At 64.6% G+C, this 24175-nt stretch carries 16 protein-coding genes; 11 read left to right on the top strand and 5 right to left on the bottom strand.

What is annotated here, in order from left to right; genetic code table 11:
* Nucleotides 1-138 precede the first annotated feature (138 nt).
* The 5 genes from ABFD92_14110 (at nucleotide 139) to ABFD92_14090 (ending at nucleotide 5069) form a co-directional block, all read left to right on the top strand.
* Nucleotides 139-1746: a thiamine pyrophosphate-dependent enzyme gene (locus ABFD92_14110; protein MEN6505672.1), complete on the top strand. Its 1608-nt coding sequence runs from the start codon at nucleotides 139-141 to the stop codon at nucleotides 1744-1746.
* Nucleotides 1743-2213: a 2-oxoacid:acceptor oxidoreductase family protein gene (locus ABFD92_14105; GenBank protein ID MEN6505671.1), complete on the top strand. Its 471-nt coding sequence runs from the start codon at nucleotides 1743-1745 to the stop codon at nucleotides 2211-2213. Before ABFD92_14110 ends, ABFD92_14105 begins: the two co-directional genes overlap by 4 nt.
* Before the next feature lie 140 nt (nucleotides 2214-2353).
* Nucleotides 2354-3670 (top strand): phenylacetate--CoA ligase, encoded by a 1317-nt coding sequence (locus ABFD92_14100; protein MEN6505670.1) that lies wholly within the window; start codon nucleotides 2354-2356, stop codon nucleotides 3668-3670.
* Between the two features lie 11 nt (nucleotides 3671-3681).
* The gene (locus tag ABFD92_14095; GenBank protein MEN6505669.1) at nucleotides 3682-4125 is read left to right on the top strand and encodes an ACT domain-containing protein; all 444 of its coding nucleotides are present in this window, start codon (nucleotides 3682-3684) and stop codon (nucleotides 4123-4125) included.
* A gap of 188 nt (nucleotides 4126-4313) precedes the next feature.
* Nucleotides 4314-5069: an SDR family oxidoreductase gene (locus ABFD92_14090; GenBank protein MEN6505668.1), complete on the top strand. Its 756-nt coding sequence runs from the start codon at nucleotides 4314-4316 to the stop codon at nucleotides 5067-5069.
* Between the two features lie 13 nt (nucleotides 5070-5082).
* On the opposite strand, the gene ABFD92_14085 is transcribed toward ABFD92_14090, so the two are convergent.
* Nucleotides 5083-6258: a substrate-binding domain-containing protein gene (locus ABFD92_14085; protein ID MEN6505667.1), complete on the bottom strand. Its 1176-nt coding sequence runs from the start codon at nucleotides 6256-6258 to the stop codon at nucleotides 5083-5085.
* 225 nt (nucleotides 6259-6483) lie between these two features.
* Here ABFD92_14085 and ABFD92_14080 point away from each other — a divergent pair, with 225 nt between their 5' ends.
* The 5 genes from ABFD92_14080 (at nucleotide 6484) to ABFD92_14060 (ending at nucleotide 14142) form a co-directional block, all read left to right on the top strand.
* Nucleotides 6484-7905, top strand: a complete 1422-nt coding sequence (locus ABFD92_14080; protein MEN6505666.1) for an autotransporter-associated beta strand repeat-containing protein — start codon at nucleotides 6484-6486, stop codon at nucleotides 7903-7905.
* 191 nt (nucleotides 7906-8096) lie between these two features.
* Complete coding sequence (locus tag ABFD92_14075) at nucleotides 8097-11423, top strand: PQQ-binding-like beta-propeller repeat protein (protein ID MEN6505665.1); 3327 nt, start codon at nucleotides 8097-8099, stop codon at nucleotides 11421-11423.
* Between the two features lie 40 nt (nucleotides 11424-11463).
* Nucleotides 11464-13023, top strand: a complete 1560-nt coding sequence (guaA, locus tag ABFD92_14070; protein ID MEN6505664.1) for a glutamine-hydrolyzing GMP synthase — start codon at nucleotides 11464-11466, stop codon at nucleotides 13021-13023.
* 145 nt (nucleotides 13024-13168) lie between these two features.
* Nucleotides 13169-13342, top strand: coding sequence for a hypothetical protein (locus ABFD92_14065; protein ID MEN6505663.1), 174 nt, complete (start codon nucleotides 13169-13171; stop codon nucleotides 13340-13342).
* Nucleotides 13343-13365: 23 nt separating this feature from the next.
* On the top strand, nucleotides 13366-14142 hold the full coding sequence (locus ABFD92_14060) for a YdcF family protein (protein ID MEN6505662.1): 777 nt from the start codon (nucleotides 13366-13368) through the stop codon (nucleotides 14140-14142).
* A 6-nt stretch (nucleotides 14143-14148) separates the two neighbouring features.
* Here the strand turns inward: ABFD92_14060 and ABFD92_14055 are convergent, their stop codons facing one another.
* The 3 genes from ABFD92_14055 to ABFD92_14045 form a co-directional block, all read right to left on the bottom strand.
* Nucleotides 14149-15048, bottom strand: coding sequence for a DUF58 domain-containing protein (locus ABFD92_14055; GenBank protein MEN6505661.1), 900 nt, complete (start codon nucleotides 15046-15048; stop codon nucleotides 14149-14151).
* Between the two features lie 163 nt (nucleotides 15049-15211).
* A complete protein-coding gene (gene carB / locus ABFD92_14050; protein MEN6505660.1) occupies nucleotides 15212-18769 on the bottom strand; it encodes a carbamoyl-phosphate synthase large subunit in 3558 nt (1185 codons plus the stop codon).
* A gap of 220 nt (nucleotides 18770-18989) precedes the next feature.
* Nucleotides 18990-20723, bottom strand: a complete 1734-nt coding sequence (locus ABFD92_14045; protein MEN6505659.1) for a cation:proton antiporter — start codon at nucleotides 20721-20723, stop codon at nucleotides 18990-18992.
* A gap of 102 nt (nucleotides 20724-20825) precedes the next feature.
* On the opposite strand from ABFD92_14045, the gene ABFD92_14040 reads away from it, so the two are divergent.
* Nucleotides 20826-22331 carry a PAS domain S-box protein gene (locus tag ABFD92_14040; GenBank protein MEN6505658.1) on the top strand — a complete coding sequence of 502 codons (1506 nt, stop codon included), beginning with the start codon at nucleotides 20826-20828 and terminating at the stop codon, nucleotides 22329-22331.
* Between the two features lie 120 nt (nucleotides 22332-22451).
* Here ABFD92_14040 and ABFD92_14035 read toward each other — a convergent pair whose 3' ends face one another.
* Nucleotides 22452-24035: an MFS transporter gene (locus tag ABFD92_14035; GenBank protein ID MEN6505657.1), complete on the bottom strand. Its 1584-nt coding sequence runs from the start codon at nucleotides 24033-24035 to the stop codon at nucleotides 22452-22454.
* Nucleotides 24036-24175 lie beyond the last annotated feature (140 nt).

Here is a 24175-nt window from a genome sequence, read left to right as displayed (position 1 = left end):
TGTTGCGCCCCCGACTATTTAGATGCGATTACCCTGATTCCGCCTCAGTCACGTTGATTTTTGTCTGCCAATCCGCTATGTCTTGAGAACGGATCCCGCGATGTCAGCGGGCTTTTCTTTTGACGGAAGTGGCGAACGATGGCCGATGCGGAACGGTTATTGCTCAGCGGCAACGAGGCGATCGCCCTGGCGGCTTGCGACAGCGGCTTTGCGCTGGGAGCGGGCTATCCCGGAACGCCTTCGACTGAAATCCTCGAGCGATTCGCTGAACTGGGCGGCAAGGCACAGTGGTCGCCGAATGAGAAGGTGGCCTTGGAAGTCGTCCTCGGCAGCGCCTATTGCGGGGCTCGGTCGCTGGCGACCATGAAGCATGTCGGGCTCAATGTGGCCGCCGACGTGCTTTTCACGGCCGCCTACACCGGGGTCAGCGGGGCGCTGGTAGTCGTCTCGGCGGACGACCCGGGCATGTGGTCCAGCCAGAACGAGCAGGACAACCGCCGCTACGCCGTCGCCGCGGGCGTGCCGATGCTTGAGCCGGCCGATTCGCAGGAAGCGTACGACTTTCTCTTCGCGGCCGCCGAGGTCTCCGAGCGATGGCGCCTGCCGGTGATCCTGCGCCTGACGACGCGTGTCTGCCATTCCAAGACTGTCGTGCGCCCCGGCGCACGGATCGCGCCCCAGCCGCCCACATACGAGCGCGACTATCGCTCGCGAGTGATGATCCCGCTGCATGCACGTCCGGCGCATCGGCGGCTGCGGGCCAAACTCGTCGAGATCGACGCCTGGAACGAAACCTCACCGCTGAACCGCCGCGTCGTCGGCGAGACATCGCTGGGCATCATCACCTCGGGCATCAGCTTCATGCACGCCCGCGAGGCGGCGCCGCAGGCGTCGATCCTCAAGATCGCCATGACCCATCCCCTGCCGATGAAAATGATCCGCGATTTCGCCGCCTCGGTCGATCGCTGCGTGGTGATCGAGGAAGGCGACCCGGTTCTGGCCGACGCGATCCTCGCAGCCGGTATCGCCATCGAAGCCAAGAGCGAGATGTACCGCTTCGGCGAGCTCAACGTCCCACGCGTGCGGCGGATCCTGGCCGGCGACAACTCGCCCGAGCCGCAGCCGGCCAAGGGTAAACCGCCCGAACTCTGCAAAGGCTGCCCGCACCGCACGGTCTTCGAGACGCTCAAGAAGCTCGACTGCCTCGTCAGCGGCGACATCGGCTGTTACACGCTGGCCGCCCTGCCTCCGCTGGAGGCAATGGACAGCATGATCTGCATGGGCGCGGCCATCGGCGTGGGGCTTGGGATGCGACACGTGCTGCCTGCCCACCAAGCCAAGCGCATCGTCAGCGTCATCGGCGACAGCACGTTTGTACACAGCGGAATAACCGGCCTGGTGGAGATGATCTACAATCCACCGGCGAGCGGCCACGTGCTGATCATTCTCGATAACGGCATCACGGCGATGACCGGTCTCCAGGAGCACCCCGGCACGGGGCGAACACTCGACCACAAAGCCACCGGCCGCGTCGTGTACGAAGACCTCGCCCGCAGTCTGGGTGTGAAGCAGGTTCACGTGATCGACCCGATCAAGGATCCTCAGCGGCTCGAGGACGTGCTGCGGCAGTGCCTGGCCGGCGACGAGCTTTCCGTGATCGTCGCGCGGCGACCTTGCCTGCTGGCGGCCAAGAAGATCGAGCAGTGGTCGGCCGACAACGCGGCGGCAAAGGCGGTGCAGCCATGACGGCCGCAGTGACGAACGTCGTGCTTGCGGGCCTGGGCGGCCAAGGCGTGATCAAGGCCTCGGACATCCTGGCTCAGGCTGCCTTCGACGCCGGGTTCGACGTCAAGAAGAGCGAGATTCACGGGATGAGCCAGCGCGGCGGGTTCGTTGCAAGCGACGTGCGATTCGGCGAGCAGGTGCTCAGCCCGATGATCCCCGCCGGCGAGGCGGACATCCTGGTCCTGATGGCCGTCGACCAGCTCGAAGCGGCGCGCCCGTGCCTCAAGGCCGGCGGCCAGTTGATCATGGGCGCCGAGATCGACATCAAGGGCATGCCCCCGCGGTGCCTGAACGTGGCCGTGCTCGGGGCCTTGAGCTCGGCGCTGGAGATCCCGCGCAAGAGTTGGCACGCGGCCATCGAGGCGCTGCTGCCGGCGAAGTCTCATGAAGAAAACCTGCGGGCGTTCGAAGCCGGCCGGCGAGTATGACGTGTCGCGAACGTCTCGTCCGCGCGTGCCGCGGGCGTCTCGCCCGCGTAGCGTGAAATATACGACTGACCGGGAGGCGAGGGCAAGATGCCCTCGCTACGCGCGGGCGAGACGCCCGCGACACGATCAGAGGATGATTCATGATTCGAGGCAATGAGAACATCAGCGTGCCGGACTACCTGCCGGCGGAGGAATTGCGGCAGCTTCAGTTTTCGCGCCTCCAGGCGATCGTTCGGCGGGCGTACGACCGCGTGCCGCTGTTCCACCAGCGGATGCAGGAGCGCGGTCTCACGCCCCACAGCATCGCGCGGATAGAAGACATCGCCCACCTGCCCTTCTCGGTCAAGGCGGACCTGCGCGACACGTATCCCTTCGGTCTCTTCGCCAGTGCGATGGAGGATATCGTGCGCCTGCACGCCTCCAGCGGCACGACGGGTAAGCCCATCGTCGTGGCCTATACGCAGGAAGACGTGAATGTCTGGACGAGCGTCATCGCTCGGACTCTGGCGGCGTGCGGCTGCCATCGCGGCGATATCGTGCAGAACAGTTACGGTTACGGCCTGTTCACCGGCGGGCTGGGTCTGCACTACGGCGCCGAGGCGTTGGGGGCGACGGTGATCCCCATGTCCGGCGGCAACACCGAGCGTCAGATCATGCTGATGAAGGACTTCGGCGTGACGGCGATCTGCTGCACGCCCAGCTACTTCGTACACCTGGTCGAGCGGGCGGCGGCAATGGGGATAGACGTTCGTAATTTGCCCCTGCGCACGGGCATCTTCGGCGCCGAGCCCTGGTCCGACGCGATGCGCCGCCAGATCGAGCTCACCGGCGGTATCAAGGCGTACGACATCTACGGCCTCTCCGAGATCGTCGGCCCGGGCGTGGGCATCGAGTGCCCCTGCCAGAACGGGCTGCACATTTTCGAGGACCACTTCTATCCCGAGATCGTTGACCCGCAAACGTGCCAGCCGCTGCCGGACGGCGCCGAGGGCGAACTGGTGCTGACGACGCTGAGCAAGCAGGCCATGCCGATGATCCGCTACCGCACGCGCGATATCACGGCGATCATCCCTCAGCCCTGCCTCTGTGGGCGCACGATCCGTCGCATACGCCGCATCGGCCGGCGCAGCGACGACATGATCATCATCCGCGGCGTGAACGTCTTTCCCTCGCAGATCGAGGCGGCGCTGCTGGCGGTGTCGCCCTCGCTGCTGCACTACCAGATCCACCTCACCCGCGAGGGCGGGTTGGACCAGATGCAGGTGAATGTCGAGCTCACCGGCGACCTGTTCAGCGACGAGGTGCGGGCGGTGGAAGAACTCGCCGCGCGCATCGACCGTTCCATCGAGAGCGCGCTCGGCCTGCGCGTCGGCGTACGGCTGGTCGAACCGCATTCCATCCAGCGAAGCGAAGGCAAGGCCAAACGCGTTTTCGACAACCGTCAATTGCCAGCCTGAAAGGTGATGCCATGAAAGTCATGCAGCTTTCGGTCTTTCTCGAAAACAAGCCCGGCGAGTTGAGCCGGCCGTGCAAGGCGCTCTCTCAGGCGGGCGTCAACCTGCTGTCGGTCTGCCTGGCGGACACCGCCCAGTTCGGCATCCTGCGGATGATCGTGCCCGACCCCGACACGGCCAAGGCCGCCCTCGAAGCGGCGGGATACGTCGTGAATCTCGCGCAGGTAATCGCCGTGGATATGTCCGACCGCCCGGGCTCACTGACAGCCATCACGACGATGCTCGGCCAGGCCTCGATCAACATCGAGTATCTCTATGCATTCTGCTCGCGCATCGCCGGAAACGCGGTGCTCGTCATGCGGTTCGAAGACCCCGACGCGGCCATCAGCGTCCTGCAGTCCCACAGCGTACGGGTCCTCAAGGCCAAGGAACTGCTCGACCGCGTACAGGAACATTAATATGGAGTGTGCCAATATGGACTGCGGCAGCCTTAGCTGCCGCTTTGGAAGTTGTTCGAATATCCTCAAGACGCCATGAAATTGCAGTCCACAGGCAATGCTGATTCATCACCATATTCCAACCCTGGTGCGCACCCCAAAACTCTTAAAGCGGCAGCTAAGGCTGCCGCACTCCAAAGGAACAGCCCATGATCCCGATTGATCTCTCAGGCCATACAGCCGTCGTCACCGGCGCCAGCGGACAGCTCGGCCGCGCCATGGTGCGGACACTCGCCCGCGCCGGGGCGGATGTGGCGGTCTGCTATCTCAACAACCGTTCCAAAGCCGACGAACTCGCCGCGCAGGTCCAGGCCATGGGCCGCCGCAGCATCGTGGTACAAGTGGACGTGACAGCCGCCGATGCCATCAATGCATTGCGCGATCGAGTGGCCGCCGAGCTCGCCTCGGCCGACATCATCGTCAACAATGCGGTGATCCAGTACCCCTGGAAGAGCATCCTCGATCAGCCCTCGGCCGACTTCGAAAGCCAGTTCCGCTCCTGTGTGATGCACAACGTGCTGATGGCCCAGGCGTTCGTACCCGGGATGGTCGCCCGCAAGTGGGGCCGCGTGATCGGGATCAACACCGAGTGTGCCATGCAGTGCGCCGCCGGCCAAGGCGCTTACGCCTCAGCCAAGCGCGGGATGGACGGCGTGCTGCGCGTGCTGGCGCGCGAGGTGGGCCAGCATGGCATCACCGTCAATGAGATCGCCCCCGGCTGGACGATCAGCGAAGACCAGGCCGATGGCTCGCCGCAGGCCTACCGCGACACGCTGCCCCTGCGCCGCCGGGGGAGCGACCAGGAGATCGCCAACGTGGTGGCCTTCGTTGCCAGCGACCTGGCATCCTACATCACCGGCGCCTATATCCCCGTCTGCGGCGGCAACATCATGCCGGCAATCTGAGCCCGCAGATCGCCTAGCCGCCATCGCCTCCGGGATTCTGCTTTCGCCAGGCGCGGGGGGACAGGCCCGTGCGTCCGCGCAGCGTCGAGCGCAGGTGCTCTTCGTCGCGATAGCCGCACAGCGTGGCGATCTCCTTGACCTTGCGGCGGCTGTTGCCCAGCAGATCCATGGCAGCGGTCAGGCGTTTGTGGCGTATCTGCCAGCCGATGGGCGTCCCCAAGTGCTGCTTGAAAGCGTTGTTCAAGGATGAAACGGAAATGCCGGCGAAGGCGGCCACCTCCGTCACCGACAGTCGCGAGTTGGTGATGTTCTGCCAGATGTACCTCAGCGCCTTGGCGACGGTCACGTCGGGGACAGCCAGGATGTCCGTACTCTGGCGATGCACCACGCCCAGCGGCTCGATCAGCAATGGTCCCTTTGGCGCCGCCCGGCCGCTCATCAGGTCGTCCAGCACTTTTGCCGATTCGTACCCGTGGCGATAGTCATCCAATCGGACGCTCGATATCGGCACCGGCGCCAGTTCGCAGCTCATCTCATCGTTTCCGGCCCCGATCACCGCCACCTGCTCGGGAACCGCCAGGCCGACCAACCGGCACGCTCGCATGACGTAGGCGGCGTCACTGTCGCCAAAACCCATGATTCCCAGCGGCTTGGGCAGTTGGATAAGCCGGCGGCCCAGATCGGCAAGATTGTCGGCCGAGTGCGAATGCATTTCCAGGACTATCGGCACAGCTCCGCCCTGGCGGGCAGCCCGGCAGAACCCCCTGTAGCGTTCCTTGGCCAGCAGACGCTCCATCGCGGCGGCAAAGGCCACGTGGCGGAACCCTCGCTCGACCAGCGCGGCGGCGCCCAACCGTCCAATGGCGTCGTCATCAGGCAAGACCGTCAGCACGCGCGGAAGATGCACCGGCGACAGGCTGACCGTCGGGACCTTTGCACGCCGCATCAACTCCGCAAGGCTCGCAGGCATGTTGAACAGCAGCGTCAACATGCCATCGACCGGGTTGTCCGGCGAGGGAATCACGGCCTCGGGCGGGGTGCCCCACCAGACGACAAAGGGCGATTCAATCCACCATCCGGCCTGGCGGGCGTATTCCATAGTCCCCCGGGTGATCTGGGGTCTGGACCAGTTCAGCAGCACCAGGACCCGCCGGCCGGGGGTGCGTGTGATGTCTTTTTCGTGAGACATTGTCCGTTCTCCTGAATACTCCGAGGTGTTCTTGAACGCGAATAGACATTCTACTATCGGCCATCTCTGCCGTAAAGGTTTGTTACAGAATATCCACGGTTTTAATGATGAATATGTGGATTGTACATTTTCAGACCCGTGATACAGTGACAGGGTATCAGGGCGCAACGGGAGCATCGGCTCCCACGGGCGGGTCCAATCCAGTCAAGAAAGGAAGAGTGTCTTATGAAGTGGACGTTGATGACGGCGTTAGCGGTTGTGGCGATAGCGGGCTTTGTTCCGGCCGCCAGTGCCGCAGATTATTACCTCCGCTCGGGAACCGCGAGCCTCACGGGCTCGGGCACGTGGGAGTACTACAACGGCAGCAGTTGGGTCAGCGGCACGTTTACGCCGTCTGCCGGCAACAATTACTTTGTTGATAGCGGCGCCACGATCAGCGGCGCCGGGACGTTCGCGGGCAGCTCCCTGCAGATCAACGCCGGCGGCAAGCTGAGCATGACTGGCAGCGCCGTAGTTACCGCCCTGACACTTAACGGCGGGACGCTGGCAGGATACGCCAGTGCGGCCAGCACGTTCACAGGGACAGTCACCCTCACAGGCAGTTCGTTCATTGAGGGTGGAAACTACCTGGTATTGGCTCCCGCCACAATGATCCAGGGCAATAGCGCCTATTCTCTGACCTACGCGTCAGGCAAGATCGACATCCAGTCAAACTATGGCGGCAACGGGTGGATTGATGAAAACGAAGCCGTTGTCTACAGCGGCGACACGATCATCAGCGCCGGCGCCACCGTGACTGGTTTTCGTTACCGCGTCACCACCTTCGGTTCTCAGAAGGGCGACCTGACAGTCGATGGCACCCTGGATATGGGCCTGAACGTCTACGCAAAAGACCAGAACATCAACGGCCTGTATGGCAGTGGCACGATTACCGGTAACGCAACCGGCAGAGACGGCGCCCCTGGGCTGACGGTGGGCTACGGCGATGCCGACGGGAACTTCTCGGGCAACATCATCGCTACGGCTGGGCAGACCGGCAAACTAGGCCTGACGAAGATCGGAAGCGGCACGCAGATCCTCAGCGGCACCAATACCTACACCGGCGCGACGACCGTCACGCTTGGCGCGCTGCTGATCAACGGCGACTCCAGCGGGGCTGTCGGCGTCGTCACCGTTAACTCCGGCGCCACCCTGGGCGGCAGCGGGATTATCGGCGGGGCCACGACCATCCTCAGCGGCGGCAAGCTCTCGCCCGGCGCCTCCGCCGGAACGTTGACCATCGACGACAGCCTGAATATCTCCGGCGCCCTGGGCGGCGCGGCCGGGTCACTGCTCTTCGACCTGGGCGACATGGTCACCCTGACCGGCACGAACGTGCTGACCATCGGCAGCGGCCTGCTGAACTGGGACGACTTCGTCTTCACCGGCACGGTCACCGGGCCGCGCACCTACACGCTCTTTGATACCGGCGCTGCCATCAGCGGCACGCTGGGGACGAATCTAAGCGGGAAGATCGGCAGCTTCGATGGCACCCTGAGCATGAGCGAATCAGGCCAGGACATCCTGCTGACGGTGATCCCCGAGCCGGCGACGATGAGCCTGCTGGTGCTGGGCGGCCTGGCGGCCCTGATCCGCCGCAGGAGATAACGATTTTGTAATGAGTGCAGCCGCTTCACCCGACCGCCGCGTTCTCGCAGATCGCGGCGGTCTTTTTATGCGCCGCGGCCCGCATACCCAGCGTTTGTCTTGGCCATGCTCGGCCGGCGCAAATAGTTCAGACGATTCCGGCGTCACCACGCGAAATGCGTGTTCAACAGATGGGCCCGTGGGGTCCATCCATGATCACCCGACGAACATTGCTGGTGCTGATCGCCTGTGCGGCGCTGCTGGGCCTGGGCGGCAAGCGAGGGCGGCAGTTGCCCGTCGACGCCGAGATGACCCCCTGCGGAAAGCTCGACCCGCTCCCGCGCGACTTCGAGCTGCGGACGCGATGTGAGGCCCTGTTCCGTAGTGACAGCCCCGCCACCAAGGAGCTCCTGCGGCCGGAGGATATCCAGAAGATTCTCGATCTGGGCACCGCGTCGGGTTATGCCTTCGACAAATCGCCCTCGCACTACCTCGCATGCACGCTGGCGATGGACGAGTTGCTGGCGAGGCTGCCCGCCGAGTTCGTGACGCCGCTGCGCGAGTCGCAGGACAAAGCGGCGTTGCGACACGTGGAAGACCTTCGCCACGGCGGCGACGCCGCAGCCATCGCCCGCCTCGCCCGCCGATACCCTTACGCCGCCTGCGTCCACGAACTGCTGCTGGAGAGTGCCGAAAGGGACCTGCGCCGCGGCGGCACCGCCCCCGCCGGGGCAGCGCTCCATGACGTGCTTGTTCACGCACCGCCTGGAGCGCTTCGCGATCACGCTCAGGCGGCGGCGTGGTTAGCTTTGGCCCAGGAAGACACGCCGCAGGCCCGGGCGGCCCTGGAAGAGCAACTCGCTGCAGCGGCCGGACCGCCCATGACTTGGCGCGGCAGAAGCGCTGCACCGCAAGAGATCCTCAAGGAGTTGCTGGTCGGGCTGAGCTCTCAGCCGCCGCGGGCGATGGCAAGCCTGCCGCGAAAACCCCTGCGCCTGCCCGCCTCGTGGCCCAGCGAGCAGCGCAAGGGCGACGGCCCCTTGCTCGACAGCATGCTTCACGTGCCTTGGCCGGTGATGGGGATCACTTCAATCGGCGGCGCACCGGTGCTGGTGGGGCGCGGCGTCATCGCCCGCTGGCGCGATGACAGCGCCGGGCCGGTGTGGACTCGCCCTACGTGCATCGAGGACAAGACCTGGGATCCCCTGGCCGCTGCGCGATTCCTCAAGAGCAATCCCGCGGCGGACCTGAGCCTACGTCCGGTGATGACCAGCCTCGCCGTGTCGGCCTCGCCGAATGGAAAGGCCTTGTATTGCCTGACGTCTCAGCCGCCGGCCGTTGCGGGGCTGGACGCCCAAACCGGCAACACGCTCTGGAGCACGGACCAGCGCGCGGACTGGAAGGACCTATCGCCGATGTCGCACCCGGCGATTTGCGAGGGACGGTTATACGTTCTTGCCGTGCCGGCCAATTTGCCGCCGGACGCGGGCGCCGGCCCGCTCAAGGAGGTCGGCGCGCCGGTTCTGTGGCATCTGGTATGCCTGGACGGCCGCGACGGGCGGCTGATCTGGAAGCAGCCGCTGGCCTGGCAGCCGTACACGCTGCTGGACCTGGCCCGAGCAACACCGCCGGTGACGATCAGCCAGGGTAGCGTCTACTGCAATACGAACATGGGCGTGATCGCCCGCTGCGATATCCGCGACGGCGCCCTGCTGTGGCTGCGGGGCTACGCCTGCACGGTCTCGGTGGCCATGCTCTCGCCGAACTTCAGCCGCGAGGGCTCCTCGCCCATCGTCGCGGGCAAGACGATCCTCGTTGCCCCGCGTGACTGCAGCGGCATCCTGGCGTTCCACCGCGACAGCGGCCAGGAACTCTGGGATAGCGACGAACCATCGCAGCGTCTCGTTGGGACATCCGCCGGAGTATTGATTGCCGCGGCGGATCAGAGCCTCGCCGGCGTCGAAATCGCCACGGGCAACACCCTCTGGAAGCGGAGCTTTCCCGCCGGTGGCGCCACGCGCGCAACCATCGCGGCCGGTGAAGTGCTCCTCCTGGAAGGCAGCCCCGCCACGGCGAACCTCCAGATGCACCGCATCGCCGCCGCATCGGGCAAGAACATCGAACAGGCCGCCCCGCCCGGTGCGGGCGCGGATGAAATCCTGCTCCTGCGCGACGGCACGCTGGCCGAATTGCATCTGGCGCCGGCGATGGAACCCGCGACGGCGATGGCCTCGCGCCCGGCCGGACAGCCGGGCAATGTTTATGAAGAGGTCATGCTGCTGCCCATGGCGCGCCCGGATGTCATGTGGCCCACTGCCCCGGGCGAGGGCCAATTCGTCGTCTGGTGCGGGCGGCGCCTGGCACGCATCGCCGCCGGACCGAACTGGAATGTCGCATGGCAGCGGGTCTTGCCCCGTCAGCTATGGCGCGTGGCGCTGCAGGGGAACCTCGTCGTCACGGCCGCCGGAAGCAGTCTGAACGCCTTTAGCGCTGCCGACGGGTCTGTGAAATGGTGCGTCAATCTGCCATTCGTCCCCAGTGCCGTCGGCAGCAACGGCGATATCTCCTTTGCCGCCGGCGCCGGCGCAGCCGCGTGCGTTGACGCGGCGGGCAAACTGCTCTGGAGCGGTTTGCCGGCGGAAGGCTCGCGAGTGCAAGGCCCGCCCGCCCACGCAACCCTCAAGGGGGGCGGTCAGCAGGCATCGCTGCACCTGATCTTCCAGGCGGCCTCCTTCCCCGATGGCGGGACGTTTCCGGCAGAGATGGTTCTCGATGCCCGCACCGGTCAACTGCGTGAGTTCAAGCGTTTCCTCCCGCAGGAGCCGGGCTGGCCGCCGCACATCGTCTTCGACGGCGAGACGATCCGCTGGGTCGGCCGCGACGGCCGCGCGCACGTCACCTCGCCCGCCGGCGGCCATGACGCCGCCGCCAAGTGGCGTCGCGGCGCCAACCTGCAGGGGTACCCGCAGCATCCATCGTTCGCCTTCGGCATCAGCACAGCGCCCTCGGGCTTGTATCTGCGGTCGATCAGCCAACTGGCGCACTACGACCTTTCAAGCGACAAGGAGATGGTCTATAACCTGCCGCGCAATCGTTTGCCGCGGCGCACGCGCGTCGAGCAACCGCCGACGAACTTGATCTTCGATCTGCGCGAGGAAGGTAACCTGCTGCTGGTGCTCTCAGGCACCACGACCGCCGGCTACGAGGACTGGGGCAAGTACTGGCGGGACGTGTTCAACCCTGACTGGGCCCGCATGTTCATCGACGTCTTTGACCGCACCACCGGCGCCCACCAAGGACGCCAGCAGTTGGGCGATCTGCCTTACTGCACATTCGGCAGCGACGGCATGGACACGCAGGCGAGGTTCGTGGGAGAGACCATCGTGGTGACGGCCCCGGATGGCGTGCATGTCTTCAGGACCAAGGCCGGGGCAGCCAAGATCGAGAACCCCCCGCCCCCGCCTCCGCTGCCGCCCAAGGAACCGCCCAAGCCCAGAGCTGCGCCGGCCAAACGCCCCAGGAACCGCTTGGCTCACTAGCCAATTGCTTTCGCCCCAAACCGCCCGTAAGATGCGCCCGATGACCACAGCACAAGCGCAATCGGAAACGATCGTCATTCTCGATTTCGGCAGCCAGTACGCCCAGCTCATCGCCCGGCGCGTGCGCGAAAACGGCGTCTACAGCGTGCTCGCGCGGCCCGACGTTACGCTCGACGAAATCACCGCACTCAACCCGCGCGGGCTGATCTTCACCGGCGGGCCCTCAAGCGTGTACGAAACCGGCGCCCCCCGCTGCCGACCGGAAGTCTTCAATCTCGGCGTGCCGATCCTGGGCATCTGCTACGGCATGCAACTCGCCTGCCAGATGCTCGGCGCCCAGGTCCGCAGCGCCCCCTCGCGGGAGTACGGCCGCACCGCACTGAACGTCACAGAACCCGGGCATTTTCTCAAGGGCGTCCCGGCCGAAACCACCGTCTGGATGAGCCACGGCGACCAGGTACGCGAGCTCAACGACGACTTCGTCTCGCTGGCCGCCACGCCGACCTGCCCTATCGCGGCGGTGCGCCACAAGACTCGCCCGTTCTACGGCGTGCAGTTCCACCCGGAAGTCACGCACACGCCGCACGGGCGAGAGATCTTCGTCAACTTCCTCTATGACATCTGCAAGTGCCAGGGCCTGTGGAAAATGGGCTCGTTTATCGAGGCCGTCGTGTCGGACGTACGCTCGCGCGTGGCGGCCGACGAACGCGTCATCTGCGGGCTCTCGGGCGGGGTCGACTCCTCCGTGCTGGCGGCCCTGCTGCACAAGGCCATCGACGCGCGGCTCTCGTGCATCTTCGTCGACAACGGCCTGCTGCGGCTCAACGAAGTCGAGCTCGTCGAGACGACGTTCAAGGATCACTTCAAGATCAACCTGACGACCGTGCGCGGGGCGGATGATTTTCTGACGAACCTCAAGGGCGTGATCGACCCGCAGCAGAAGCGCCGCGTCATCGGGCACACGTTCATCGACATGTTCAAGCGTGCGGCCAAGAGCATTCCCAACGCCCGCTACCTCGCCCAGGGCACGCTGTACCCTGACGTGATCGAGTCTGGCCATTCGCTGGCCGGGCAGGCGGCCAACATCAAGCTGCACCACAACGTCGGCGGCCTGCCCGCCGAGTTGGGCTTCGACCTGATCGAACCCCTGCGCGACTTGTTCAAGGACGAGGTGCGCCAGGTCGGCGAACTTCTGGGCCTGCCCGAGCAGGTCGTCTGGCGGCACCCCTTCCCCGGCCCGGGGCTAGCCGTGCGGTGCCTGGGCGAAGTGACGCCCGAGCGGCTCGAAGTCCTGCGCAAGGCCGATAATATCGTCATCGAAGAAATCACCGCCGCCGGTCTGTACCGCAAGACCGCCCAGACCTTCTGCGTCCTGCTGCCGGTCCAGTCGGTGGGCGTGATGGGCGACGGCCGCACGTATGAAAACGTGGTTGCCGTGCGGTCGGTAGACACATCGGACTTCATGACGGCCGATTGGTCGCGCATCCCCTACGACGTGCTGGCGACAATCTCCAACCGCATCATCAACGAGGTCCGCGGGATCAACCGCGTGGTCTACGACATCAGCTCCAAACCCCCAGCCACCATCGAGTGGGAATGACCCGCAAGAGCGCCAATCCGCCCAAGGCAGTCATCATCGCCGGCCCCAACGGGGCGGGAAAGTCGACAACGGCCCCCGCCATTCAGACAAGTAGTGCAACTGTTTCAAGTGCTGTGCTCTGGAAGTCACTCAGGGAGGCATACGAATGACGGCCCGCAAGAGCAAGTCGGCAGCGTTACGTCAATATCAACCTATTATCCAGGCTATGCGCAAAGCCGTTCGAGAAGCATTGCTGCGGCATAAGAAACTCGGGTTTCCTGTCGTTGTCGAGAAGAACGGCAAGGTGGTCTGGATTCCGCCGCAAGATATTCCTGAATAAGCCCCTGCCTCGCCGGGTTGAGCATGTTCTACAAACTCGTCAAATCACTGGTCCTGCCGTTGAGCGTGATCCTGATTGCCATGATCATCGGCCTCGTGCTGACGCGCCGCCGGAACGCAGAAAAGCGCCGGCGGTTCCGCGCGGGGCGCATCCTGCTGATCACGGCGGCTGCGCTGCTGTATCTGCTGAGCGTCCCGCCGGTGGCGGACCTGCTGGTGCGGCCGCTGGAATCCAGCTACACCCGCCCCGACGCGGCGGCGCTTCAGGGCGTGCAGGCGGTGGTCGTGCTGACGGGCGGCGCGGGCCAAGCCAACGCCCTGCGGCCCGAGGCCGCGCCCGGAGCCGTAAGCCTGGCCAGGATCGTCTACGGCGTGGAAGTGTTTCGCGCCTCCGGCGCGCAGCACCTGGTCATCACCGGCGCCGCGCCGGACCAGGCCGTCAGCGAAGCGGCGACAATGAAGGCCGTCGCGGTCAAGATGGGCGTGCCAACGGACAGGATCGTTCTGGAGGAGAAGGCCACGAATACCGCCGAGCACGCCCCGCGGGTGCTGGAAGCGATGCCCGAATTGGCCGGCATGAAGATCGCCCTGGTGACGTCGGCCCTGCACATGCCGCGGTCAGTCGGGGCGTTCCGCAAACACTTCCGAAGCGAGCAACTAGTGCCCTGCCCCGCTGACTGGCTGTACAACCCCGAGCCCTGGACGCTGCGTACCTTCGCTCCCAGCGCCGACTCGCTGGCCAAGAGCACCAATGCCTGCGTGGAGTACATCGGGCGGATGTGGTACTGGCTGCGAGGCTAAAACCAACTACATCGTCGCCTGGCGCTGAATGAGGAACTCCAGCAGGGCCTTGTCGAAGGTCATGGCGTTGTGGACGGTCACGAAGTCGGCCCGCACGGCCAGGCACTCCTTCTTGTACTCGTCGATGAATGCCTGGATGGCTTCGAGGTATCGCGAGCGGATGGACTGCGGGTCCACGTCGATCTTCTCGTGCGTCTCGGGCTCGCGGAACCGCACCTGGCCGTCGAAGTCGAACGTCACCTCGCTGTAATCGAGCACCTGGAAGATGATCAGGTCATGCCCGCGGAACCGCAGGTGGTGCAGCGCCTTGATGACCTCCTCCGTGTCGGCCAATAGGTCGGACATCAGGATGATCAGCCCGCGCTTGCGGACGCGGTCGGCCACCTCGTGCAGGGCGGCGGCCAGGTTCGTCTTGGCCGACGGCGCCGTGCGGGCCAGCGTGCCCAGGATGTTCATCAGGTGGGAACGCTTGCTCTTGGGCGGCAGAAACGTGCGGATCTTCTCGTCGAACGTGACCAAGCCCACCGAGTCCTGCTGGCTGGTCATCATGTATCCCAGAGCGGCCGCAAGGCAGATGGCGTAGTCCATCTTGCTCATCCGCCCGCCGGTGGAGTAGCCCATCGACGCCGAGCAGTCCATCAGCAGGAACGAATCGAGCGTGGTCTCGGCCTTGAACTTCTTAATGTAAAACCGGTCGGTTTTTGCGAAGACGGACCAGTCAATCTGGCGGATGTCGTCGCCCGGCGAATACTTGCGATGCTCCGAAAACTCGACCGAGAACCCCTGAAACGGCGAACCGTGCAGCCCCGAGAGAAATCCCTCGACGATAAAGCGAGCCTTCAGGTCCAACCGCTGGACCGTCTGGATCACCTCCGGACGAAGATATTCCTCGATGCTCAGGGACACGGATCAACCCTTCTTGGCCTGCGACGGCGGGCCATGACCTAATCGTACTATTCCCGCAGGACAGGTTCAAAGGAATAGGGCACGCACCGGCAGCCTTAGCTGCCGCTTTGGCAGTTGTTCGGTAAGCGAAAAACTACGAAGCTAGCGATGCCGCACTCCATAGTCACTTCTTCGGGAAATATTCCTGCAGCGGATGCACGTCGTAGGCCTGGGCGGCGGGGCGGTCTTCTCGGGCGTTGGCTCGCAGGGCGGCGATGGCGCCGGCGGCGGCGCGGGCGGCTGTCACGGTCGTGATCAGCGAGATCTGGTATCGCGTCGCCAAGGCGCGGATCTTGCCCTCCTCGGTCGCCGGGCCTCGCTTCGTCGGGGTGTTGATCAGCAGCACGATCTGGCGGTTGGTGATCAGGTCGCCGATGTTCGGGCGCCCCTGGCTGAGCTTGGGCAGGAGCCTGGCCGTCACGCCCGCCTCGGTCAACACGCGGTGCGTGCCGTCGGTAGCGATCAGTTCGAAGCCCATCTCCGCCAACCGTCGCGCGACGGGCACGATGTGCGGCTTGTCATCGTCGGCCACCGAGATGAAGACCGTCCCTGCGGTGGGCAGCGGGCTGCCGGCGGCCATCTGGCTCTTGGCGAAGGCCATGTCGAAGTTCATGTCGATGCCCATCACCTCGCCGGTGCTGCGCATCTCGGGCCCGAGCACCACGTCGACGCCGGGGAACTTGGTGAACGGGAAGACGCTCTCCTTGACGGAGGTCTGCCGCGGGCGCGGCGCCTCAGTCACCTTCAGTTCATCCAGGCTCATGCCCGCCATCACCTTGGCGGCGAGCTTGGCCCATGGCACGCCGGTGGCCTTGGCGACGAACGGCACCGTGCGCGAGGCACGGGGATTGACCTCGAGGATATACACCTGGCCGTCCTTGACGGCGAACTGCACGTTCATCAGCCCGCGCACGTCGAGGCGCTTGGCCAGCAGCAGCGTCTGTCGCTTGATCTCGGCAACGATCGGCTCGGGCAGCGAGTACGGCGGCAGGGCGCACGCCGAGTCGCCGCTGTGGATGCCGGCGCATTCGATGTGCTCCATCACGCCGCAGATGACCGCGCGGGCGGCCGGGTTCCGCTGACCCTCGGGGCCCGGGCCGTAATCGGCGATACAGTCGACGTCCACTTCCGTCGCGCGGTCGAGGAACTTGTCGACGAGGATCGGGTGCCCCCGCCCGACGGTCGAGGCGTCGACGGCTTTGGCCATGTACATGTCGAGTTGCTGCTCGTCGGAGACGATCTCCATCGCCCGCCCGCCCAGCACGTAACTGGGGCGCACCAGCACCGGGTATCCGATCCGCTGGGCGACCTTGCGGGCGCCCTCGACCGAAAACGCCGTGCCGCCCTGGGGGCAGGTAAGCTTGAGCTCGTCGAGAATGTCGCCGAAGCGCTTGCGGTCTTCGGCCAGATCGATCGACTCGGGACTGGTGCCGATGATCGGCACGCCGGCGGCCTCGAGACCGCGCGCGAGGTTCAGCGGCGTCTGCCCGCCGAACTGAACGATCACGCCGTGCAGGAGGCCTTTGGATTGCGGATTGGGGATTTCGGATTGCGGATTTCCCCCGGTTCCCGGCTCCCGGTTCCCGGTTCCCGGTTTCTCCAGCGGCCTGCCGTTGAGCTTCTCACAGATGTTGATGACATCCTCGAGCGTCAGGGGCTCGAAGAAGAGCATATCGGAGGTGTCATAGTCGGTCGAGACGGTCTCGGGATTGGAGTTGACCATCACGGCTTCAAAGCCCAGCTCGCGCGCTGCAAACGCGGCATGCACGCAGCAGTAGTCGAACTCGATCCCCTGCCCGATGCGGTTGGGCCCGCCGCCAAGAATCACGATCTTCTTCTTTTCGGTCACGCGGACTTCGTCGTCGATGAACGATTGCGGATTTTTGATTTCGGATTGCGGATTAGATGTCGCAACCCGCGTGATGGGACTCTCGTACGTCGAATAGTAATACGGTGTGTAGGCTTCAAACTCGGCGGCGCACGTATCTACCAGCTTGTACACCGGCTCGACGCCCAACTTCTTGCGCAGGGCGCGAAGCTTCTCGGGCGTCATGCCCCAGATGGTCGCCAGTTGCACGTCGCTGTAGCCCAGTTGCTTGGCCCGGGTCATCAGAGCGGCCGGAATGTTGTCCGCGGCGGTCCCGGAAAGCTCGGCCTCGAACTCGACCAGCTCCCGAACCTGCGTGAGGAACCACCGGTCGATCTGCGTGAGTTTGAAGACCTGCTCGACGGTCCAACCCATCTTGAAGGCGTACCGCACGTAGTACAGCCGCCCCTGAGACGGCACGCTGAGCTTGCGGGTGAGCTTACCCTCGTCGATGGGCCACTCGATGATGCGCTTGTGCTCGTCGACGGGCACCGACTCGCCCTCGGCTGTCGTCTGGCGAACGTCTTTGTCGGTCTTGAGGCGCTGCCCGTCGCGCTGGGCGGCAAGCCACTTGTCGTTGCCGTCCATGCCCAGACCGAACCGCTTGACCTCCATCGAGCGGATGCCCTTCTGGAGGCTTTCCTTGAACGTACGGCCGATGCTCATAGCCTCGCCAACGGACTTCATCTGCGTCGTCAGCGTCTCGTCGGCGTCGGGGAATTTCTCGAACGTCCATCGCGGGATCTTGGTGACGCAATAGTCGATGGTCGGCTCGAAGCAGGCCGGCGTCTCGCGGGTGATGTCGTTTCGCAACTCATCCAGAGTGTAGCCCACGGCGAGCTTGGCAGCGATCTTGGCGATGGGAAAGCCCGTGGCCTTGCTCGCCAGCGCCGAGCTGCGGCTGACGCGCGGGTTCATCTCGACGACGATCATGCGGCCGGTGTCGGGCTCGATGGCAAACTGGATGTTGCTGCCGCCGGTCTCGACGCCGATGGCCCGGATGATGGCGATGGAGGCATCGCGCATGAGCTGATATTCTTTATCGGTCAGCGTCTGGGCGGGAGCGACGGTGATGGAGTCGCCGGTGTGAACGCCCATGGGGTCGAAGTTTTCGATCGAGCAGACGATGACGACGTTGTCGGCCTTGTCGCGCATCACCTCGAGCTCGTATTCCTTCCAGCCCAGGACCGATTGCTCGATGAGGATCTCGCTGATGGGCGAATACTCGAGGCCGCGCGCGGCGATGGTCTCGAACTCCTGCACGTTGAAGGCGAAGCCCCCGCCCGTGCCGCCCAGCGTGTACGCCGGGCGGATGCAGACGGGCAAGCCGACTTCCTGGGCGATGCGGCGGGCGTCGTCCATCGTGTGGGCCACGCCGCTTCTGGGCACATCCAGGCCGATCTTGAGGCAGATGTTCTTGAACTCGGTGCGGTCCTCGGCGCGGTGGATGACCTCGCGCGTCGCGCCGATCATCTCGACGCCGTACTTCTCCAGCGTGCCGTTGTCCGCCACCGCCACGGCGGTGTTCAGCCCGGTCTGCCCACCCAGGGTGGGCAGCAGCGCGTCGGGGCGCTCGGCGGCGATGATCTTGGCGATGGCGTCGGGCGTGATGGGCTCGATGTAAGTCGCGTCGGCAAACTCCGGATCGGTCATGATGGTGGCCGGGTTGGAGTTGATCAGGATAATGCGATAGCCCTCTTCGCGAAGGGCTTTGCACGCCTGCGTTCCGGAGTAATCGAACTCGCAGCCCTGGCCGATAACGATCGGGCCCGAGCCGATAATCATGATGCTCTTGAGATCCTTGCGTCGCGGCATCGCACCAATTTCCCAGCCGCCCTGCCCGGCAGCCAACCTTAAATTCGACGGACAATACCACGTCCAACCCCCGACTGCAAGCTTACGTCATCCGGCGTTGCGCCGCAACGGAGGCAGGGAGTTACGTCCACGAATGAACAACGGGAGAGAGGAAGAGTGGAAGATTGGAATGATGGCTATCCCCGTCCCATTCGTGTCATTCGTGACATTCGTGGACGTATCAGGTTTTCGCCGGGATTTGCCGGCGGGTGAAGACTTCGCGGAGGATCGCCCATGCCGTCGATTCGTCCTTGGCCGCCAGGAGGCGCTGCTGGACCTGGGGGTTTTCGAGCCCGGCCGCTAACGAGCCCAGAATCTGCACCTGCAGCTCGTCCTGCTGCTGGGGAGTCAGGATCATGAAGACCAGGTGCACCGGCAAGCCATCGGGGGAGTCCCAGTCGATACCGCCGCCGGATCGACCAAACACCACCACAGCCCCGCGTAGCTTCGGCAGTCTGGCATGCGGCACGGCAACGCCAGATCCGATGGAGGTCGCGGCAGTTTCTTCGCGCGCTTGCACCGCTTGGGTCACCGCGGCGGCCTCGGGCATGTCGTCCTGCTGGCCGACGGCTTCACAGAGTTCGCTGATGGCGTCAAATCGTGTCGGGCCGGCAAGGTTCAGCCGCATGGCGCGTCGGAGGAACAGGTCAATAACGTTGATCTGTCGCCGACGGCGGATGGACCACGCCATCCAGGGTCCCAGAAGAACCGACGACGCCAACGCCGAAAAGACGATCGCGACGTAGACCGGCGCCGTGATGAGCTTCATCTTGAACGCCACCAAGGCCATCACCATCTCCATGGCCCCGCCGGGCGTGTGGGCGATGGCCACCAACACGCGGTCCCATTTGGTCAGGGAGGTCCATCGCGCGCCGACCCAGGCCCCGGCATAGCGCCCGGCGATACCGACGACCAGGAAAACGAAGATCAGCAGCGGATCGAGGTTCTCCAGAAAGTTGATCTGCAGCGCGATCGTGGCAAAGAATATCGGCACGAAGATCGCGTGGACCATCTGGTTGATGACGCTCCGCGTGCGCTGCGACAGGGCCGGGGCGTCGCCGGCCATGATCCCAGCCAGGAACAGCCCGAACAACGCGTGGATGCCCACCCAGTGCGTCAGCGCCCCGGCGATCAGGCCCACGCAGCAGACGAACGTCAGGACCAGTCCGGCGTCGCCAGCGTGGCCTTTCTGGACGGCCGCGATCCCCGCCGCCACCCACCGCCGCCCCAGCAGAATACAGAACGCGGCGAAGACTACTGTCGCTGTGACCGTCGTCAGCACCGGACCGACCGCCAGTTGCGACTGGCTGGCCAGGCCCAGAACCAGCGTGAAGATCATCCATCCGATGATGTCGTTGACCGTCAGGGCGGAAATCACCAGCAGACCCAGGTCGCTCTTGAGGATGTTCAGATCGTGCAGTGCCTTGACGGTCACCGGCAGGGCGCTGATGGTCATGACCGTCGCGACGAAGAACGCAAATAGCAGCCGCGACTGCGACTGGGGCACGTACCGGTCCGGCAGGAGCATGGCCGCCCCAAACGCCACGGCCATGGGAAGGATCACGTCCAGGATTGATATTTTCAAGGCTTCCCGTCGCTGTCGCCATGCAACGGAGACGTCCACCTCCATCCCCGCAGCCAGCAGCATCAGCAGGATGCCGATCCAGGCGACCGTGTCGATCATGGCGAATTGGATGGGGTCGCGCGGAAAGATAAAAGCATGAACGCTCGGCGCCAGGTGTCCCAGCAAGGTCGGACCCAGGATCACGCCGGTGAGGATTTCCCCCAGCAGCGACGGCTGGCCGAATCGCTGGCAGATGTACCCCAGCCCCCTGGCGATGCTCAGCAGGAGCGAGAGCTGCACGAGAAAGATGAAGATGTTGTGGTCGCTCAATTGAAGCAATGCGTCGGTCATGTTCTTCCACTTATCGGCGCGGCAGCGGCCCCCGCAATATCCTATTCGGTCATCCGCAGGCAAATAGCGGTGGTCCGCCTATGATGAGTAGAGGTAACCCTCATGCCTGAATCCAAACATCCTACCCGCCCTGCCCAGAACCTTGACCGCATGGACGACCCTCGGTGGTTGGCGTCTGTCGTCGAGGCGTCCGATGACGCTATCATCACCAAGTCCCTGACCGGCACGATCCTGAGCTGGAACGGCGGGGCCGAGCGGATATACGGGTATTCGGCCGCCGAAATCATCGGCAGGAACATCAGCGTCCTGATTCCGCCGGAGCTGTCTGAGGAGCTCCCGGCCATCTATCGCCGCCTGTCGCGCGGGCAGCGGATCTCGCACTTCGAGACGCAGCGCGTTCGCAAGGACGGCCGCCGCATCAGCGTGTCGCTGACCGTCTCGCCGCTGAAGGACGCCCAGGGCAAGGTGGTCGCCGCCGCGGCCATCGCGCGGGATGTCTCGGCTGATCGGGCGGCACGGCAGGCGCTGTCGCAGATGCACCGGCGCCTGACCAATGTGCTCGAAAGCATCACCGATGCTTTCTGCAGTCTCGACCGGGACTGGCGCTTCACGTACGTCAACCACGAGGCCCAGCGCATCTTCGCCAGACCCCTGGAGGAGTTGCTGGGGCGCACGATCTGGGACGTCTTTCCCGAGGCCATCGGTTCGCGATTCCAAAACGAATACGAACGGGCGGTCTCGGAGAACCAGACAACCGTCTTCGAGGAGTATTATCCTCCGATGCGGTGCTGGTTTGAGGTGCATGCATACCCCTCGCCGTCGGGGCTGGCGATCTACTTTCGCGACGTGACGCAGCGTCATAACATCGAGGAGGGGTTCCGCAGGTTCTCGGCCGAGCTCGAACAGCGCGTGCGGCAGCGTACAGCCCAGATTCGCGCCTTGGCGTCGGAACTGACGCTTGCCGAACAGCGCGAGCGCCGGCGCGTGGCGGAGGTGCTGCACGACGAACTGCAGCAGTTGCTGGTGGGCGTGCGATATCGAACCGAATCGCTGCGGCGCAGCGGCAATCCTGCCGTCCAGGAGGCCGCCGGCGAGATCGGCGCCCTGGTTTCGCAATGCCTGGACGTCTCGCGGTCGCTGACGGCAGAGCTCAACCCGCCGATCCTCCAGCACCGCAACGCCCTGCTGCCGGCGCTGCAGTGGCTGGGGCAGTGGATGGGCGAGAAGCACGGTTTGACCGTCGAAATCGAGGTCTTCGAGCCGGTGCAGTCGCCCGAGCAGGACGTGACGCTGCTGGTATTCCGTTCGGTCCGGGAGTTGCTCTTCAACGTCGTCAAGCATGCCAAGGTCGACAAGGCTCGCCTGCGCCTGATGTCGTCGGGCGACTATCTCCAGGCCGAGATCGCCGACGATGGCACAGGCTTTGATCCTTCGAATCTGCCCCCAACAACCACGGGCGGGTTCGGCCTGAGCAGCATCCGCGACCGCCTGGAACTGCTGGGCGGGTGCCTGGAGATTCACGCCCAGCCCGGCCGAGGCAGCCGGTTCATCCTTTACGCCCCAGCCCCAGCGCCCGAATTGGCAGCGATAAACGCGGACGGTCGTTAGGGACGCCTACCGAAGGGAAAGGGACCAAAGGGACTGCAGGGACCCAAGCGACCAGGGACCGCAGCGACAGCGATGTCCCTTTTGCCCTTGCAGTCGTTGCAGTCCCTTTGGTCCCTTCCCCTATGAAGCGGGCGAGCGTTCCTGCAGATCCCGCCCTCGGAAGATGAACCACATTGTGCCGATCACGCCGAAAATGAAGGCCGTCAGCAGGTTCACCTCGGCACTGATCGCCCACAGCCATGCCCCGCCGAACGCCGCCACCGAGACAAGCACGTCGCGCAGAAGGTAGTAGAGGCCGAAGATGGCGGCCTTGCGGTCTTCCGGGGCCAGGTCCATGATCAGGGCCTTGCGCGTCGGTTCGCCGAACTCCTTGAGCCCGCGCAGCACGAAAGCGGCTACCAGAGGCCACAGCGACGTCGAGAAGTACAGCGCCAGCGGGAAGAGCGTGAAGAATCCGAACGTGATCGCCACGAACGGTTTCTTGCCGAAGCGGTCGGCGTAGTGGGCCACGGGCACGTAGCACAGGACGGCCGTCACGTTTTCGATCACCGAGAGCACGCCGAACCAGAAGGCGGCCTGCGCGATGGACATGCCGCCGTCTTCCAGGTTTTGCGTGACCCAGAGGATGACAAATGCGTCGGGGATGCGCTCGCAGAAGCGGATGAGGATGTCGCTGGTCAACAGCGCGCGCAGGTCGGTGTTCATCAGCGGCCACAGGCGCCACGGGCTGCGCTCGGCGCGACGGCGTTTGAGGTCGTCGGCCGTCGGGCGGTCGTCCTCGATGAACGCCTGCTGGATAATCGCGGCAACCACCGCCAGCCCCAGAGCAAAGACAAACGCCAGGCGAACCCCGCTGGCGACGCCAAAGGCCAAAACGAACGATCCGCCCACGAACGGACCGAGCGTCTTGGGGATTCGCCGCACCAGCGACTGCACCGAAACGCCCATGGTTCGCTTGGTCTTGGGCACGACCTTGGAGATCAGTTCCATCGTCGCCGGCAGCGAGATGGCCGACCATGAGATGAAGAACGCCGCCCCCAGCAGCACCGCCCACCACGTCGGAACGAGAATGACGATCACGTATCCGATCATCGAGATCATGTTGAAGACCAGCAGGGCGAGCTTCGTGCCCAGGCGGTCAGACAGGTACCCGCCGGGAAAGGAGTACAGCGCCGACAGCAGATCGTCCAGCCCCGCCAGCAGCCCGATCGCCAGCACTGCCAGGGGCATGGCATACGTGCCGATGCTGAAGGCCTCGCGGCCGTGGCCCTGGTACGGGGCGATCTTCTCGGCCCCGCCGTCGGCGCGGGGATGGACGAGCACCTGCATGCCCGGCTTGAGATCGTCCAGGCTGCCGCCTCCATCGACGACGGTAACGGCGGTCTTATCGTCGACTGTGTATTTAGCGGGCTTGTCCTTGCCAGGGACGTTCAGGACGAGATTGCGGACAGGCTTTTTATTTTCATCAGTCTCCCGCACCACGCCCACAACCGTGCCGTACTGGCCGGTCATGGACGTGAGGTACAGCGGCAGATAGCGCTCGGCCATGTGCTCGCCCATGCCCACCAGGACGACCATACCCAGCATGCCCGCGATGCTTCGCTTGAGGCCCAGGAATTCGAACAACCGCTTCAGACGCCCGCGTGCAACAGGAGCGGCCGCAACGGGTATGTCTTTGCCATTCGAGCCATTGTCAGAGGGCATGTATTACCTCGCAGGAATTATTGGGCAGAGTATAGCCCCCGCCCGCGCGCAAGACAACGGGCGGTCCCAAGTGGCATGGCTGTCTCGCCCATGCTCCCTGATTTGAGCCCGGCGCCATGGCGGCCGTTTTCCAGCCGCCA

The sequence above is a fragment of the Planctomycetaceae bacterium genome, from assembly GCA_039680605.1.
Classification (GTDB): domain Bacteria; phylum Planctomycetota; class Phycisphaerae; order SM23-33; family SM23-33; genus JAJFUU01.
The sequence above is the reverse complement of the archived record's forward strand: the minus strand, read 5'-3'. Positions and strand labels throughout refer to the sequence as shown.

Bases quoted from the DNA above. Each gene is read 5' to 3' on its own strand.
- ABFD92_14060 (MEN6505662.1), top strand. From the start codon at position 13,366: ATGTTCTACAAACTCGTCAAATCACTGGTCCTGCCGTTGAGCGTGATC.
- ABFD92_14080 (MEN6505666.1), top strand. From the start codon at position 6,484: ATGAAGTGGACGTTGATGACGGCGTTAGCGGTTGTGGCGATAGCGGGC.
- ABFD92_14035 (MEN6505657.1), bottom strand. From the start codon at position 24,035: ATGCCCTCTGACAATGGCTCGAATGGCAAAGACATACCCGTTGCGGCC.
- guaA (MEN6505664.1), top strand. From the start codon at position 11,464: ATGACCACAGCACAAGCGCAATCGGAAACGATCGTCATTCTCGATTTC.
- ABFD92_14085 (MEN6505667.1), bottom strand. From the start codon at position 6,258: ATGTCTCACGAAAAAGACATCACACGCACCCCCGGCCGGCGGGTCCTG.
- ABFD92_14095 (MEN6505669.1), top strand. From the start codon at position 3,682: ATGAAAGTCATGCAGCTTTCGGTCTTTCTCGAAAACAAGCCCGGCGAG.
- ABFD92_14040 (MEN6505658.1), top strand. From the start codon at position 20,826: ATGCCTGAATCCAAACATCCTACCCGCCCTGCCCAGAACCTTGACCGC.
- ABFD92_14110 (MEN6505672.1), top strand. From the start codon at position 139: ATGGCCGATGCGGAACGGTTATTGCTCAGCGGCAACGAGGCGATCGCC.
- carB (MEN6505660.1), bottom strand. From the start codon at position 18,769: ATGCCGCGACGCAAGGATCTCAAGAGCATCATGATTATCGGCTCGGGC.
- ABFD92_14045 (MEN6505659.1), bottom strand. From the start codon at position 20,723: ATGACCGACGCATTGCTTCAATTGAGCGACCACAACATCTTCATCTTT.
- ABFD92_14065 (MEN6505663.1), top strand. From the start codon at position 13,169: ATGACGGCCCGCAAGAGCAAGTCGGCAGCGTTACGTCAATATCAACCT.
- ABFD92_14100 (MEN6505670.1), top strand. From the start codon at position 2,354: ATGATTCGAGGCAATGAGAACATCAGCGTGCCGGACTACCTGCCGGCG.
- ABFD92_14105 (MEN6505671.1), top strand. From the start codon at position 1,743: ATGACGGCCGCAGTGACGAACGTCGTGCTTGCGGGCCTGGGCGGCCAA.
- ABFD92_14075 (MEN6505665.1), top strand. From the start codon at position 8,097: ATGATCACCCGACGAACATTGCTGGTGCTGATCGCCTGTGCGGCGCTG.
- ABFD92_14090 (MEN6505668.1), top strand. From the start codon at position 4,314: ATGATCCCGATTGATCTCTCAGGCCATACAGCCGTCGTCACCGGCGCC.